The sequence below is a fragment of the Antrihabitans stalagmiti genome (genome assembly GCF_016482825.1).
GTDB classification, from domain to species: domain Bacteria; phylum Actinomycetota; class Actinomycetes; order Mycobacteriales; family Mycobacteriaceae; genus Antrihabitans; species Antrihabitans stalagmiti.
The window spans coordinates 308,187-322,398 of the sequence record NZ_JAEMNV010000006.1 but is presented as its reverse complement, the minus strand read 5'-3'; the positions used below and the strand labels follow the sequence as shown (position 1 = coordinate 322,398).

General features: G+C 64.4%; 15 protein-coding genes. 8 read left to right on the top strand and 7 right to left on the bottom strand.

Going from position 1 to position 14,212, the window contains the following annotated elements; all coding sequences use genetic code 11:
* Positions 1 to 7 precede the first annotated feature (7 nt).
* Positions 8 to 1,417: an MFS transporter gene (locus tag JGU71_RS19940; RefSeq protein WP_199706022.1), complete on the bottom strand. Its 1,410-nt coding sequence runs from the start codon at positions 1,415 to 1,417 to the stop codon at positions 8 to 10.
* Between the two features lie 144 nt (positions 1,418 to 1,561).
* Here JGU71_RS19940 and JGU71_RS19935 point away from each other — a divergent pair, with 144 nt between their 5' ends.
* A complete protein-coding gene (locus JGU71_RS19935; protein ID WP_199706021.1) occupies positions 1,562 to 2,956 on the top strand; it encodes an acyl-CoA dehydrogenase family protein in 1,395 nt (464 codons plus the stop codon).
* A 72-nt stretch (positions 2,957 to 3,028) separates the two neighbouring features.
* Here the strand turns inward: JGU71_RS19935 and JGU71_RS19930 are convergent, their stop codons facing one another.
* The 5 genes from JGU71_RS19930 to JGU71_RS19910 all read right to left on the bottom strand — a co-directional run bounded on the left by JGU71_RS19930 (position 3,029) and on the right by JGU71_RS19910 (position 7,776).
* Positions 3,029 to 3,967 carry a catalase family peroxidase gene (locus tag JGU71_RS19930; RefSeq protein ID WP_199706101.1) on the bottom strand — a complete coding sequence of 313 codons (939 nt, stop codon included), beginning with the start codon at positions 3,965 to 3,967 and terminating at the stop codon, positions 3,029 to 3,031.
* Between the two features lie 69 nt (positions 3,968 to 4,036).
* Entirely contained in the window at positions 4,037 to 4,927 is an 891-nt protein-coding gene (locus JGU71_RS19925) for a hypothetical protein (protein WP_199706020.1), read from the bottom strand.
* A gap of 34 nt (positions 4,928 to 4,961) precedes the next feature.
* Positions 4,962 to 5,774 carry a hypothetical protein gene (locus JGU71_RS19920; protein ID WP_199706019.1) on the bottom strand — a complete coding sequence of 271 codons (813 nt, stop codon included), beginning with the start codon at positions 5,772 to 5,774 and terminating at the stop codon, positions 4,962 to 4,964.
* Complete coding sequence (locus JGU71_RS19915) at positions 5,771 to 6,802, bottom strand: hypothetical protein (RefSeq protein WP_199706018.1); 1,032 nt, start codon at positions 6,800 to 6,802, stop codon at positions 5,771 to 5,773. Before JGU71_RS19915 ends, JGU71_RS19920 begins: the two co-directional genes overlap by 4 nt.
* Positions 6,802 to 7,776 (bottom strand): hypothetical protein, encoded by a 975-nt coding sequence (locus tag JGU71_RS19910; RefSeq protein ID WP_199706017.1) that lies wholly within the window; start codon positions 7,774 to 7,776, stop codon positions 6,802 to 6,804. Before JGU71_RS19910 ends, JGU71_RS19915 begins: the two co-directional genes overlap by 1 nt.
* Before the next feature lie 104 nt (positions 7,777 to 7,880).
* On the opposite strand from JGU71_RS19910, the gene JGU71_RS19905 reads away from it, so the two are divergent.
* The 5 genes from JGU71_RS19905 to JGU71_RS19885 all read left to right on the top strand — a co-directional run bounded on the left by JGU71_RS19905 (position 7,881) and on the right by JGU71_RS19885 (position 10,706).
* Entirely contained in the window at positions 7,881 to 8,090 is a 210-nt protein-coding gene (locus JGU71_RS19905; RefSeq protein WP_199706016.1) for a hypothetical protein, read from the top strand.
* 93 nt (positions 8,091 to 8,183) lie between these two features.
* Positions 8,184 to 9,011 (top strand): lysophospholipid acyltransferase family protein, encoded by an 828-nt coding sequence (locus tag JGU71_RS19900; RefSeq protein ID WP_199706015.1) that lies wholly within the window; start codon positions 8,184 to 8,186, stop codon positions 9,009 to 9,011.
* A gap of 4 nt (positions 9,012 to 9,015) precedes the next feature.
* A complete protein-coding gene (locus JGU71_RS19895; RefSeq protein ID WP_199706014.1) occupies positions 9,016 to 9,453 on the top strand; it encodes a hypothetical protein in 438 nt (145 codons plus the stop codon).
* Positions 9,454 to 9,511: 58 nt separating this feature from the next.
* Positions 9,512 to 10,120, top strand: a complete 609-nt coding sequence (locus JGU71_RS19890) for a ClpP family protease (protein WP_199706013.1) — start codon at positions 9,512 to 9,514, stop codon at positions 10,118 to 10,120.
* Between the two features lie 4 nt (positions 10,121 to 10,124).
* The gene (locus JGU71_RS19885; RefSeq protein ID WP_199706012.1) at positions 10,125 to 10,706 is read left to right on the top strand and encodes a ClpP family protease; all 582 of its coding nucleotides are present in this window, start codon (positions 10,125 to 10,127) and stop codon (positions 10,704 to 10,706) included.
* Positions 10,707 to 11,051: 345 nt separating this feature from the next.
* Here JGU71_RS19885 and JGU71_RS19880 read toward each other — a convergent pair whose 3' ends face one another.
* Positions 11,052 to 11,393 (bottom strand): helix-turn-helix domain-containing protein, encoded by a 342-nt coding sequence (locus tag JGU71_RS19880; RefSeq protein WP_199706011.1) that lies wholly within the window; start codon positions 11,391 to 11,393, stop codon positions 11,052 to 11,054.
* Positions 11,394 to 11,573: 180 nt separating this feature from the next.
* Between JGU71_RS19880 and JGU71_RS19875 the strand changes: the two genes are divergently transcribed.
* Positions 11,574 to 12,974 (top strand): FAD-binding oxidoreductase, encoded by a 1,401-nt coding sequence (locus tag JGU71_RS19875; RefSeq protein ID WP_199706010.1) that lies wholly within the window; start codon positions 11,574 to 11,576, stop codon positions 12,972 to 12,974.
* Between the two features lie 107 nt (positions 12,975 to 13,081).
* Entirely contained in the window at positions 13,082 to 14,191 is a 1,110-nt protein-coding gene (locus JGU71_RS19870) for a saccharopine dehydrogenase family protein (RefSeq protein WP_199706009.1), read from the top strand.
* Positions 14,192 to 14,212: the final 21 nt, after the last annotated feature.

Genomic DNA, 14,212 nt, shown 5'->3' with positions numbered 1-14,212 from the left:
AAAGGACTCACGACCTACATAGTCGCAGGCTGAACGGCACGGCCACGATAGAGATTGCGGCAATGGTGAATTCGACGACGGCGAGCGCGCCGCCCTGTCCCAACGAACTGGTCGACACCGCCAGATAGAACGTCCCTACCGTCGCAGCACCGAGAGAAATGCACGTCTGCTGCGTGGTGATCAGGAGCCCGCTGCCGAGGCCCGCCTGCTCGGCCGGAACCTGCGCCATCACCACGCCGAACAACGGCATCATCACCAAACCCGACCCGAACCCGATGACCAACATCGGCAACGCGAGGGTCAGCGGTCCGACGTTGGGCCAGAGCGACCACAGGACGATCCCGCACGAGATGTAGCCGACGGCCTGTATCGCCCAGCCGCGGGCGATGATGCTCGGACCCCACCTCTCCTGCAGCGCGGCGTTGTAGATCGAGACGACCAGGAAGCTCGCAGCCAGCGGCAGGTAGGTCAGGCCACCTTCGAGGGGCGACATTCCTGCCTCGCCCTGGGTCGCGAGGGCAAACGCGAACATAAACCCACCGAACGTCGCGAAGAACGCCACTGCGATCGTGAGGCCGATCTGCATGCCGCGCAGTCGGAGGACCGAGGGCGGCACCAACGCAGGTTTGCCGACTCGCTCGGTGCGCCGTTGATGCCCGCCGAACAGAAGCGTCATCGGTACGACGGCGCCGAGCATCAGCAACGTCCACAGCGGCCAGCCGAGTGCCCGGCCCTCGGTCAGCGGCAACAACAGAAACACCAGCGTGGTGCCGAGCAGCAACGCGCCGACGCCGTCCACGGCAAGACGATCGACGGCTTTGGTTTCGGGGACGATCACGATCGCGGCGACGAATACCAGCAGGCAGATCGGAACATTCACGAAGAACACGAGCCGCCAGCCGAGGCCTGCAATATCTGCCGACACCAATACGCCGCCGAGGATCTGCCCGACCGCAGCACCGATGCCGCCCGCGGCGCCGAACATGCCGACCGCACGCACTCGGCTGACCCCGGTAAGCGTTGCCGCGATGGTCGCCAGCACCTGCGGGGTCATCAAGGCGGCCAGTGCGCCCTGGCCGATCCGAAGGACGAGCAGCGCTTCGATGTTGGGGGCAAGACCGCAGAGCAGCGAGAACAGGGTGAAACCTGCCATGCCGATCAGGAACAATCTGCGACGCCCGAACGCATCGCCGAGCCTGCCACCGACCACGACAAGCATCGCGTTGGCGATCCCGTAGGTGCCGACGACCAACTGGAGTTCGGCCTTCGACGCGTCCAGGTCGGTACCGATCGTCGGCAACGCGACATTGATGATGAAGAACGACAGGATCGGGAGGAAGGCACCGCCGATCAGGGTCAGCACCGCGATGGGCGACAGCGTCGCGCTCGGCGATTCTGCGTCAACGTCGGCGGCCATTCGAATCACGATAGGCGCTTCGCGCTCGTGCGCACTTTCGGAGGGCCCCACCACCGAAAGGACTCACGACCCGACGTCGTTTGCTCCGATCCGCTGGTGGGTATTGAAGCCGGTACGCCCCCGACCTAGGAGTGTCGACCCGTCGTGACCTTCAGCCTCAGCCTCTCCCCCGCACAACTCGATCTCGCCGAACGCGCCCACGCCTTCGCCGAGGACGTCATTCGACCCGTCGCTGCGCACTACGACAGCGCTCAGGAGTTTCCATGGCCGGTGCTCGAGAAGGCCGCGGAGGCAGGGTTCTACAGTCCGCTCTTCTATCGCGATCTGATCGGTGATCCGACCGGCCTGTCGTTGCCGCTGTTTATGGAGGAACTCTTCTGGGGTTGTGCTGGAATCGGCCTGGCGATCGTGATGCCCGCGCTTGCGCTGTCCTCGATCGGTCAGGCGGCGACGCCTGAGCAGATGCTGCGCTGGGCGCCCGAATGCTTCGGCGAACCCGGCAATCTGAAGATGGCGGCGCTCGCGATCTCGGAGCCCGAGGGCGGCAGCGACGTCCGCAACCTGCGGACCACGGCACGCCGCGACGGTGACGACTGGATCATCGACGGGCACAAGATGTGGATCGGCAACGGTGGCATCGCCAATGTTCATGTCGTCAATGCGACGGTCGACCCCGATCTCGGGCACCGTGGTCAAGCGTTGTTCATCGTTCCGGGAGGCACCGACGGTCTCGAACTCGTCCGCAAACTGGACAAGCTCGGCTGCCGGGCGTCGCACACCGCGGAATTGAAGTTCAACGGGTGCCGCATCCCCGGCGATCATCTGCTCGGCGGGGACGACAAGCTAGAGCACCGACTGCAGAAGGCACGCGACGCCGCCGAAGCCGTCGCCGGTGGGGCGGGCCGAAAGTCGTCGACGCTGGGCACATTCGAACAGACCCGGCCGATGGTTGCCGCGCAGGCACTCGGAATAGCAAGAGCTGCACTCGAATACGCGACCGAGTATGCCAACCGTCGAGAGGCTTTCGGCGGACCGATCATCGACAACCAGGGCATCGCATTTCCGTTGGCCGACATCGCAACTCAACTCGACGCCGCCCGCCTGCTGACGTGGCGAGCCTCGTGGATGGCTGCGACCGGTGCCGAGTTCAGAAACGGCGAAGGGTCGATGTCGAAGCTCGCAGCGAGCGAAATCGCCGTCAAGGCAACCGAACGCGCGATCCAGACCCTCGGCGGCTGGGGTTACATCAGCGACCATCCCGTCGAGAAGTGGTTCCGAGATGCCAAGTTGTACACCATTTTCGAAGGGACCAGCGAGATCCAGCGAATAGTCATCGGCCGGGCGCTCGGCGCCGCCGACGGCGCTCCGCCGGTACACCTCGATCAAGAACCCGAGGGCAGCGATCTCGGCCGCCTGTTCGGGAGGGGCTCCCCCGCGCGAACACGAGCGGGATCGCTGGCGTTGTCGATGAAAGATCGTGTCCCGGAACCGGTTATGCGCCTCGCGATGAAGGCGCTGACGCCGCCGAATCGACGGTAGGGCCTATGGCCCCGTGAGTCCTTTCGGAGGTGTGGCCCTCCGAAAGGACGCACGAGCGGCGAAGCCGCCTTGTCAGTTCGGAGCGTCCGGGCCGCGACTGATTCCACTGCGTAACTCCACCGATTCGGAGTACGCGAGACTTCGGAAGTGCAGGATCGGATCGTCCGACGCTTCGATACCGGCCGTGACGCGCATCGGGTCGAAAACCACTACGTCGCCGTCGTGTTCACGTTCGGTTTCGAGCCCGACGATCTCCAGCGTTCCCACCGTCACTCGGTCGTCGCTCGCCCACGCCACTGACGGGTCGACCGTCGAATCGTCCGGCCCCGCGATCTGCACCTGCAACGTGAACCGAACCGGTGCCTCACCGAGACGCGCATCGAGGTCGTCGTTCAGAAAGTCGTGCCCCTTCGACCGCGCTGCGAGCAACGAGATGAAATGCTCACCCGCCTCCGGAACCCAGTGGTAGCGAACGAATCTCGAACCGCCACTCGCATCGCTCCAACGAAAGGCATGAAGCGCGTGGTATTCGATCGTCGCGTAGCTGGCGGGGATCTTCGCGGCAACGGCATTGACCTTGAGCGTGCGAACGAGCGCCGGGTTCTGCGTCGCGTACTTGGCCAACCGCAGCGGCGTACCGAGACCTGGTTTTGCCGCTCGCAGGAAGTCGACGAAACCTTCGGGTGTGCTCGCGGTGAACAGCCGAGCAGTCTGCGAGGAAATGTCCGTCGTCTTGCCGTCCGGGAGCGTGAACTTCACCGCCATACCGCGGACGTGCGGAACATTGTCAGCCCGCGTCGGGTCACCCGACCCGTTCGAGAACCGGACGAGTGCCGCAACTGTGCGACCGTCGAGATGCGACGCGCTCGAAAGTTTCGCGGCTTCCGGCCCGGCTGTGAACGTCCCCCGATACAGGGACCCCTTCGCATGCAATGCCCGAAAACCTGGATGCGTGCCCTCGAGGTCGTGAATCGCATCCATTGCTTCGCCGGGAGTGACCACCGTATTCACCTGCACCCTTGTCCAGCCCGCCGACCGCGAGCACAAGATTCGATCTTATGTCCGCGGGCGCAACGACTCCTACTGTTCGGGTCCCAGTTCGACCACGGTTCCGGGATGCGCGAGCGACGCGACCGAAATCCTGCCGCCCTGCGCCTGGTCGATGATCTGCCCCTGCCAGGCAACGAAGCAGGAGGCGGCCTCGCTGTTGTAGACCCGGTCGAGTATCGGGGTCAGTAGTTTCGCGAATTCGCCCTCGGCATTGATCAACTGCGCACGGTAGGGACCGTAGTACGGCAGGATCGCCTCCAGCACAACAGCTTCCACACCCTGGACCTGAGTGATGATCGGATTGATCCACGGCAGGTTCGCGTCGATGACGGGTGCGATCTCGGCGAGCACCGGACCGACCAACTGCAACAGCGGTTGGTATACGGACCCGAGCGCGAACGCCTCCGACGAGAAGGGCCCGGCCAGCGGTGCCAATCCGATCAACGACGCCAGACCGCCCTGTTTGGCGGGCGCGGGCCAGCCGAGCGGGCACGGTGGCTGGGTGTTGACGGGCGCCGCTTCGAACGGGCTCCCCGTGCCCGGAGGCGCGGTACCGAGAGGGACCGAACCTGGCGCACCTGGCGTCGTGGGCGTCGTACCCGGTGTTGTGGTTCCAGGCTCGATCGTCACCGCCGGTCCGGCAGCGCTCGGACCTCCGAGCGGGACCGCCGCGGACGGCGCAGGACCACCAGGAGCCGGTACGGCAGGCGGCGGCACCGCGGCGGGCGGCGTAGGTGCCGGAACGACAGCAGCTGCGGGGACAGTGTTTTCGGCTTGCGCCTGCGGTACGACGACGGCGACCTGGTCGCCGCGTTCGACGGTCAACGCCGTCACCGCGACCGAGCTGCCGATGACGGTCAGGGCGGCAAGTACGCGGATGGTGCTCGCGAGCAAGGTGCGGGGGGCACGGGTCTCGGACATAGGGGCGTCTCCTTGTGACAAGTTTTCGCGGTCGTCAGTTGACCGGAGGGGGCGGACCGGGTGCGGTGGCGGACGGTTCGAAGACACCTTCCAGGTGCCAGACTCCGGTGAACCCGTTGAACGGACCTCCGACGATCAAGCTGGTCCACTGCAAGGTGAAGCGTCGAGTTTCGGAGTCGTACGTGCCGGTTGCAGGCGGGCCCTGCACCGCATCGGTCTGCGGGAGTTTCAACCACTGTTTGGCAACCCAGTCCCAGACCTGCTGGACCTGCTCCGCGCCGGCTACCTGCGGACCCTCCTTCTCGGGAGGCTTCGGTGCACCTTGATTGAACTCTTGGTTGTTCCACGATGCCGCCCAGGCCGAGAGGTCCGCGGACAGCGTCCCGTCGTTGTTGACAACCGATGGCGCCGACACCCGACGCTGCGTCTGCGGGTCGACGGGGTTGGTCGAGGTGCCGAACTCGACGGCAAAGAACCTGGTCGGCTTCGTGATCGACGCCGCGAGCGAATTGCCATCTGCGAAAGCAGGATTCGGCTCGCTCTGGAAGCCGCCTGTCCGCAGACCGCCTTCGGTGCCAGGTTCGAGAAGGGTCGTTCCACCACCGAGAACCGGCGAATCACCGTTCGGCATGTACGGTCCCGCTTCCGGCGTTCCGCCCGGTTGGACCATCCGAAACCACGTTCCGGTGACGTCGTCGCCCGACACGGCACCCGGATCGAGGCGCAACAATCCGACGAGGTTCTCCGGTCCTGTCGACGCGGTGTATTTGTCGCCGTCGCTGCCACACGCGCCCGTGACGAGCGCGGCGATCACAAGCAGGGTTCCGAGTGTTGTGCGGGCTCTCATCTCGAGCCACCTCCCTGAGTTTGCGAACGCGCGCGGCGCGCGTTTCGCACTGGATGAAAGATCGTGGTGGCAACGACGCCGACTCCTGGCAACAGGAAGAACCAGCCGAGTCGCGAGAAGGCCTCGAAGCCGAGCGGTTTCGTCGACTCGTTCAGCGCCACAACAGCATCGAAGTTCTCGACGTTGTCGTTCATCGTCCCGACGAGCGCAGCGAACGACGAGGTCATCGGTTGCCACTGTTCGCCGAGGGAATCGATCGCACGGAGGTCGGCATCGGGGTGTGCCTGCCGGACCGCGCCGGTGAAACGACTGTCGAGCTCACCCTGGGCTGCGACGAGCGTGACGAAGTAGCCCTGCACCTTTCGGACTTCGTCGGTCGTCAGGATCGGACGGAAGCCGTCGAGCAGTGGCTTACCCGCGGGGGCGTTCGCGAACAGTCCGAATCCGAAAGGCATTGCAATCAGCGCCAACCCGACAAGTCCGGCAAGGACCCGCGGTACGCGAGTACGACGACCCGAGCGCGACCGCCGTATACCGATTGCACCAACGATCGCAAGCACGAAACCGCTCAGTGCGAGCAACCACGGCAGCAGCCCGAACGGCGGAATCTGCGTCAGGTCGGCGTAGTTCGATCGGTTCGCGTCGATCGCGTCGATCATCCGGCTCATGTCGGCGTCGATCAGCGGATAGTCGCGGACGAAGTTGTCGATGTAGGTGTAGGTGCCCGGCGCTTCGCCGTTTTGTTGTACCGCAACGATATTCGTACGAGCGGCGTCCAATACGGTGAAATTGTCGCGATAACCGTCGACGCTGGTATCGGTCATGTACGGGGCGAACGAGGCGATCATCGCCTCACCCTGTGCGGCTCTGAGAAACATGCCGCTGAACAGCGGGCCGAGAATCAACGCTGCCCCGACGACCACGATCAAAATGTCCGGCCACACCGAAGCTTCGGTCTCAGAGGACTTTTCGGGCGTCGGGAACGGGGGCAGCCCTTCGTATTGCGCAGTCGTCTGTGCCGACGGCATCAGGATTTTCTCCGGCCGGCGATTCTGTCGGCGTTGAAGAATGCTCCCGCCGCTACGATGGCGACGACCAGCAAGACGGGTACTACCCACGCGGGCGCGTGTTCGCGTCGCGGCAGATCGATCGTGCGGGTTGCCAGCGCAGGATCAGCAACGGACGCGGCTTGCGGGGCGGGCGCGACCGGCACAGGAGCTGCTGGGGCGGCAGCGGGCGCAGGCGCTGCTGGTGCGCCGGGTGCTGCGGGTGCTGCCGCCGGTGCCGGTGCTGGTGCCGGTCCGGGCGCGAGTCCACCACCCTGGTACTGACCCGCCAGGTGCCACAATCCGGTGAAGTTGTTGAACGGGCCCCCGACGATCTGGCTCGTCCACTCGATCACGAAGTTGCCGGAGCCGTCGATCGAGCCGCTGATGGGGCTCGTCTTACCGGGAAAGCTCCCGCCCGGCTTCGGCGAGCCCTGGTTGAAGACCTGGTTGTTCCAGGTGACGCCGAGACTGCTGAGGTCGCCACTCAATACACCGCCGTCGGCGAAGAGCTGCGGCAGAGCAGCGCCCGCACCGGTCTGCGGATCGGTCTGATTGGTACCGGTTGCGAAGTCGACACCATAGAACCGCACCGGCGTCGTCACCCGACCCGACAGAGCGTTGCCGCCGCCGTCGAAGGCCTGCGCTGGTTGTTCCTGGTAGCTGCCGCTCACCAAGCCACCGTCGCTGCCTGCCGAGAGCGGAGTGACTGTCTGGTCGCTGCAACCCGAGTCGCTGTTCTGCAGGAACGGACCACTTGCGTCACCCGTCGGCAAAATCATCCGGAAGAAGCTGCCCGTGACGGAGCCGCCAGAGCACACACCGGGCGAGAGGGCGAAAAGACCGCTCAGTGGCGCCGGCGCCGCTTGCGCCTGCGGAACGACCGTCGCGAACGGTCCGAGAATTCCGACGCCTACCGTGGCCACTGCAAGCAGTAGCGCTCTCCTACGTCCCATGTGTCATGTCCTCTACATCCGCGTGAAGCGAGGGAGCGCCTCGTGTCACGGCGCGCACTTCTCGCAGGTCACAGCCGCCCACAACGCGGTGACGTGTCGTTGGCATGGCAGTAGAGACATCCGAACCCACCCGTGCGACCTTGTCGCCGGTTCCGATCACCCTGATCGAAACGGGCACGCCCGCGGCAGCTCGACCGTCGCACGCGACGGCCGAATCCCCGCAGCTGAGGGCGGCGTCGCGGGACACGGTCGTCGGTGGCGAGCAGAGCCGGCTACACCGTGACGTCGCGCACGGTCGACCACCCGACGAGTGACGCAAGACCAGCAAAGGCGCACCGCGTGTCCGGCGTCACGACCGAAGTAGACTGACGCCCCGACCTGCACAAAAATCGAATCTGGAGTACTTCATGACCGCCTCGCCGCCCCCGACGGACGATGGTGGGCCGATCGAAATATCAGGCCGCGATCCCGAATTCATCAGAGCGATGCTGCCGCGTATGTGGCTGGCCGCCACCCTTTGGTTTCGAGCAGACGTCGACGGGTTCGAAAACGTGCCGGACGAACCCGTGCTGTTCGTCGGCAATCACAGCGGTGGCGCGAACATCCCCGACACATTTGTCTTCGTGCTCGCCTACAACACGTACTTCACCGTCAGCGGCCGCCCGCTGTACGGCCTCGGCCACGAAATCATCACCAGGATGCCCGTCATCGGGTGGGCAAGCCGCAAGATGGGCGTCGTACCCGCTGATCCGGAGATTGCCGCCGCGATCTTCGAACGAGGCGGGTCCGCACTCGTCTATCCGGGCGGCGACGTCGAATCGTTGCGACCGACCAGGGACCGCAACAAGATCGTCTTCGACGGCCGCAAAGGCTTCCTCAAACTTGCGCATACTGCCGGGGTGAAGATCGTTCCGGTCGTCGCAACGGGTGGCCAGGACACGTTCTACGTGTTCAACGACGGTCGTCGCCTGGCTCGGCTGTTGCGTTTCGACAAGCTGTTCCGCATCAAGAGCCTGCCGATCAGCCTCAGCATTCCGTGGGGCTTTCTGCCGGGCGATCTCCCCCACATTCCCCTGCCGGTGAAGATTCGAATTCAGGTGATGGAGCCCATCGATCTGGGAGAACGGTTCGGCGACGATCCCGACTGGGACAAGGCGTACGACTACGTCACCAGCGTCATGCAGACCGGACTGTCGCGCCTCGGCGCCAAAACCGTCATTCCGTTGGTCGGCTGATCTCGTGAGCCAAACAGTGTCTGTCACCCGCCGGGTGCGTCGCGCCGCCGATGTGGCTGGGGCGTTTCTGTCCGACCCGCATCAAGTCCTCCCACTCATCACCGGTCTCGGTCGATGGAGATTCGTCCGCGACACCGCCGACGGCGAAGAATGGGATGTGTTTCTCGACGTCGGCGCGATTCAGGTCGGTGGCCGGGTGCTGGTTACCAAGTCGGACGGTACGGGACTCTCGTGGCAGACGATCCGCGGTACCCATCACGCATTCGAAGCAACGATCGCCTCCGACGGGGACGCCAGCACCCTCACCCTGACAGCGACTTACACGTTGTCGGGATTGGTTCTCGCGTGGGTGTCCGAGTTGCTCGGCCGTGGCATCGTCCAGCGACACCTCGAGGCAGCTGCCGAGGAGATACGCCACCACCTGGAGTACGAACTGGCTTGAGTCTGCCTACAGCAGACACCCGGCCATTTCCCGGTGGTGAGGCGGTACCAATGGAGGCATGACCGCACCGACACTCCCCGACCTGAACTACCGTGACCTATTGGCGGACAGACTTTTTCGCCAGCGCACCGTTATGCTCACCGGCGAGGTGAACGACGCCATGGCAGAACGCGCCTGTGCCGAACTCGTCCTCCTCGCAACCGCCGACGCTCAACGCGACATCGTGATCTACATCAATTCGCCCGGCGGTTCGGTGTCGGCCGGGCTCGCGATCTACGACACGATGAAGCTGATACCGAACGACGTCATCACCGTTGCCATGGGCTTCGCAGCAAGCATGGGCCAGGTGTTGCTCTGTTCCGGCACCCAAGGTAAACGAATCAGTCTGCGGCACAGTCGGATTCTGATGCATCAACCATCTGCAGGCATCGGCGGGACAGCGGTCGACATCGCCATCCAGGCAGCGAGCCTTGAACTGCTGAAACGGCAGTCTCAGGAAATCATCGCAGGCGAAACGGGCCACACCGTCGAGGAGATCGCTGCCGACAGCGATCGCGATCGGTGGTTCACCGCAGAACAAGCACGCGACTACGGGATCGTCGATCGCATCGTCACGTCGTTCGCCGAGATCGCGCCACACACAACCGCCCCCCGAATTGGATTGTGAAGCCATGTCCCAGTACACAATTCCCAACGTCATCGAACGAACACCGGCAGGCGAGCGATCCTTCGACATCTTCAGCCGGCTGCTCAACGAGCGAATCATCTTTCTCGGCACCGAAATCGACGACGGCGTCGCGAACGTAGTCATGGCGCAACTGCTGCACCTGCAGGCAGACAGTGCCGACCGCGAGATCGGACTGTACATAAACTCGCCGGGCGGATCCGCGACAGCGATGCTGGCGATCTACGACACGATCCAGTTCCTGAAGCCGACAGTCGCGACCTACTGCATGGGTCAGGCAGCGTCGGCGGCGGCCGTGCTCTTCGCGGCGGGGACCAAAGGCCATCGTCATGTGCTGGCCCACTCGCGGGTGCTGCTGCATCAACCATCGAGTCAGGGATCGGGCACCATTTCCGACCTAGCCCTACAAGCGGCAGAGATCATGCGCCTACGCTCCGAGACGGAAGACATCCTGAGCAAACACACAGGTCAAACGATCGAGCGGCTGAGAAAAGACACAGACCGGGACCGGATCTTCACCGCCCGAGAAGCCGTGGACTACGGGTTGGCAGATGTGATAGTGGAGTGACATTGGCTCGCTCCGCTCGCTGGGCTGCGGGTCTTTTACGCGTGAGCTTCCCTCCTCGTCCCGTCGCTGCGCTCCCTCCCTCGTCAGTCCAGCTCACGCTGACCCTCCGCCGTCTCGGGCGAGGGTCCTGCTTCGCAACGCGTGTGTGCAATGCGCACCGCCTGTGAAGTGTTGCGGGGTGTGCGAAGTGCCAACGCGCGCTGCGCAGTTCGCAATACCGACGAAGCAAATCGGCGAAGGGGTCCGCGCTCGCTGGACTGACGAGGGAGGGAGCGCAGCGACTGGACGAGGAGGGAAGCGAGCGTGACGAAGACCCCTGAGCCACCGCGAGCGAAGCTCGCGAGATTACGCAGCTTGCAACGTCGTTCTCCCCCATCGCGTGGCGTAGGCGACTCGCCTGCTGGATCGGGTGAGTAGGTCTTCGATCGAGATTCCGAGTGCGCCGCAGATGGATCGCAGGATCTCGGAGGAGGGTTCTTTCTTGCCGCGTTCGATTTCGGACAGGTATTGCTTGGACATTCCGACTTGGGTGGCTACGTCGTCGAGGCTGCGGTCTTGGTCTCCGCGCTCTTCTCTGATGACTCGTCCGTAGAGTTCGCGAACCAGCGGGGCGGGTTCGGGTGTCGCGGGTGCGTCCGACTGGTCGGGTGCGGTGGTCACCAGCGTCAGTCTGCGCTGAGATGTCATACCTCCGAATTCTTCCAGGTCACGACTCGGATCGCCTATGGTTTTCACTCTGGGCGGACGGCGGTGCGACCTGCGGCGTCAGCGTTGGATAAGCGGTCGGTAAGTGCCACGACGTTTTGTGTGCTGGACAGATCCGATCAACCACAGATCCGGATTCCCATCTGGCACAAAAGGAAATGTATGTCTACTCATATCGACGATCCGCAGGCGCTGCGCCCTCACACTGTCGTCGAACGTTTGCGGCAGGTCGTTGCAGGTGAGGTCCATGCTCCCGGCACCGGCGGTTACGACATCGCTAGTGCGACTTTCAATGTAGCGACGGAGCATCGTCCGGCGGCGGTTGTCGTCGCTGCAGACGCAGCAGATGTTGCAGCTACTGTGCGGGTGGCTGCTGCGTCGGGTTTGACCGTCGCGGTGCAGGCGACGGGACACGGCGCGATCGCCGCGAAGTCGGACGCAATTTTGATCAACACGAGCCGGTTGTCGAAGCTGTCGATCGACGTCGCGGCGCGAACGGCAACGGTGGGTGCCGGTGTTCGCTGGCAGAAGGTTCTGGATGCGACGTCGCCGTTCGGCCTCGGCGGTTTGTGCGGTTCGGCGCCTGATGCAGGCGTCGTCGGCTACACCCTCGGGGGCGGGATGGGCCCGATCGCCCGGACCTACGGTTTTGCTGCAGATCATGTCGTCGAACTCGAGGTTGTTTCGGCGGACGGCAGCATCAGTAGGGTCGACGAATCGACCGATCCGGATCTGTTCTGGGCAATCCGCGGCGGCGGCGCAGCGTTCGGCATCGTCACCGAGATGACGTTCCGCCTGTTTCCTCTCACGACGCTGCATGCTGGTGGGTTGTTCTTCGACATCGTCGACGCGCCGCGGGTTCTGCGTGGCTGGCGCGAGTGGGTCCACATGATTCCGGAGTCGGTGAGTACGTCGGTCGCGGTGCTGAATCTTCCGCCGCTGCCTGACCTTCCGGAGGTGCTGCGCGGCCGAACGGTGCTGCATGTCCGATACGCGACGGCTGACCGCCGCGACGAGTACACCTCGATCATCGGAGCGATTCGAGCACTCGCGACGCCGCTGCTCGACACCGTCAGCGATATCCACTACGCCGACCTCGGCGCGATCCATGCCGACCCGACCGATCCGATGCCGGTATCCGAGCGTGGGATGTTGTTGGCCGAACTTCCGGTCGAGGCAATCGACACGTTTTTCGCGACAGTTGGTCCTGACGCCGAACTTCCGATCATCATGGCCGAAATTCGTGCGATGGGTGGTGCTCTCGCTCGGGATGCAGAGACTCCGAACGCGGTGGCGGGCCGGACCGCGGCATTCGCCATTTTCACTCTCGGCATGAACGTGCCGCCGATCGCCGATGCTGTTGTAGGAGCGCTCGATTCGATCCTCTCCGCCATGGCGCCGTGGGGCACGGGTGGTGCGCTGATGAACTTTGCCGGTGCAGTGACGGGGGAACCCGTCCACCGTGTGCACTCCGCGTGGGGCGTCGAGAAGTACACACGGTTGCGCGAGATCCGCGAACGGGTCGATCCGAAAGGAGTTTTCGCTGCCGCTGCGCGGTGGTGACCCGCGACCGATCAGCTGACGTGATCCGGGCCACGTAACGTGAGCCGCACTGTCGCCGCTACGGTTGATGGCGCGGGCAACGCGGCCCGGAGCACGCGGAGGAACACATGACCGACTCTCGAATCGTCCTGTTCGGAGCGACCGGATATACCGGAAGACTCACGGCGGCAGCCCTTGTCGGCCGTGGGGTGACACCGGTGCTCGCGGGTCGTAACGCGGAAACACTGAGCGAACTCGCCGACGAACTCGGCGGACTGCAAACCGCGGTCGCCGACGTCGGCGATCCGAGTTCCATTCGCGCTCTGATCGGTCGCGGCGACGTCCTGGTGACGACGGTCGGCCCGTTCCATCGTTGGGGCGCACCGGCTGTCGAGGCTGCAATCGATGCCGGTGCGCACTACCTCGATTCGACGGGCGAGCCTGCGTTCATCCGTAGGGTTTTCGAGCACTGGGACGGGCCTGCGCAGTCAGCGGACATTGCGATGCTCACCGCATTCGGCTACGACTACGTTCCCGGAAACCTGGCTGGCGCACTTGCTTTGGAAGAAGCAGGCCCGGAAGCGACCTCCGTCGTCGTCGGATACTTCACGCGCGGTGGCAACAGCGTCAGCCGTGGCACACTCACCTCCGCCGCGCAGGCAGCCCTCGAGCCTGGCTTCGTGTGGCGTGACGGCGAGCTACGAGACGAAACCGTCGGGCACGATCTGCTGCATCACCCTGCCGACCGGAAGCGCACGCCGTCGTCGCTGTCGGTGTCTGCGACAGAACACTTTTCGCTCCCCCGCGTCTACCCGAATCTGCTCGACGTGCGGGTCGGAATAGGTGTCGCCGGCGCAGCCACCATCGCGGTGTGGGCAGGCGGACGTGTCGTGCAGGAGCTACTGCGTCTGCCCGGCGCGCGTGGGATCGCCCGCAAAGCAGTGATTGCGACGTTGCAGGGATCCGGCGGCGGACCGAGCGACGAGCACAACGCGAACTCCGGTTGCTTGATAACTGCACACGCGTTCGCAACCGACGGCACCGAGCTGGCACGCGTCACGCTCGAAGGTCCGAGCGTCTACGGGTTCACGGCCGAGGCGCTGGCCTGGGGTGCCGAACAGATGGCCGGTGGAGTGGTGCAGGAGCGCGGCGCACTCGGTCCGGTCGAAGCCTTCGGCCTGCGCGGCCTCGAGTCCGGTTGCGCGTCGATCGGATTAGAGGTGCTTCGGTCCTCGTGAGTCTTTTCGGAGGTCGGGCCC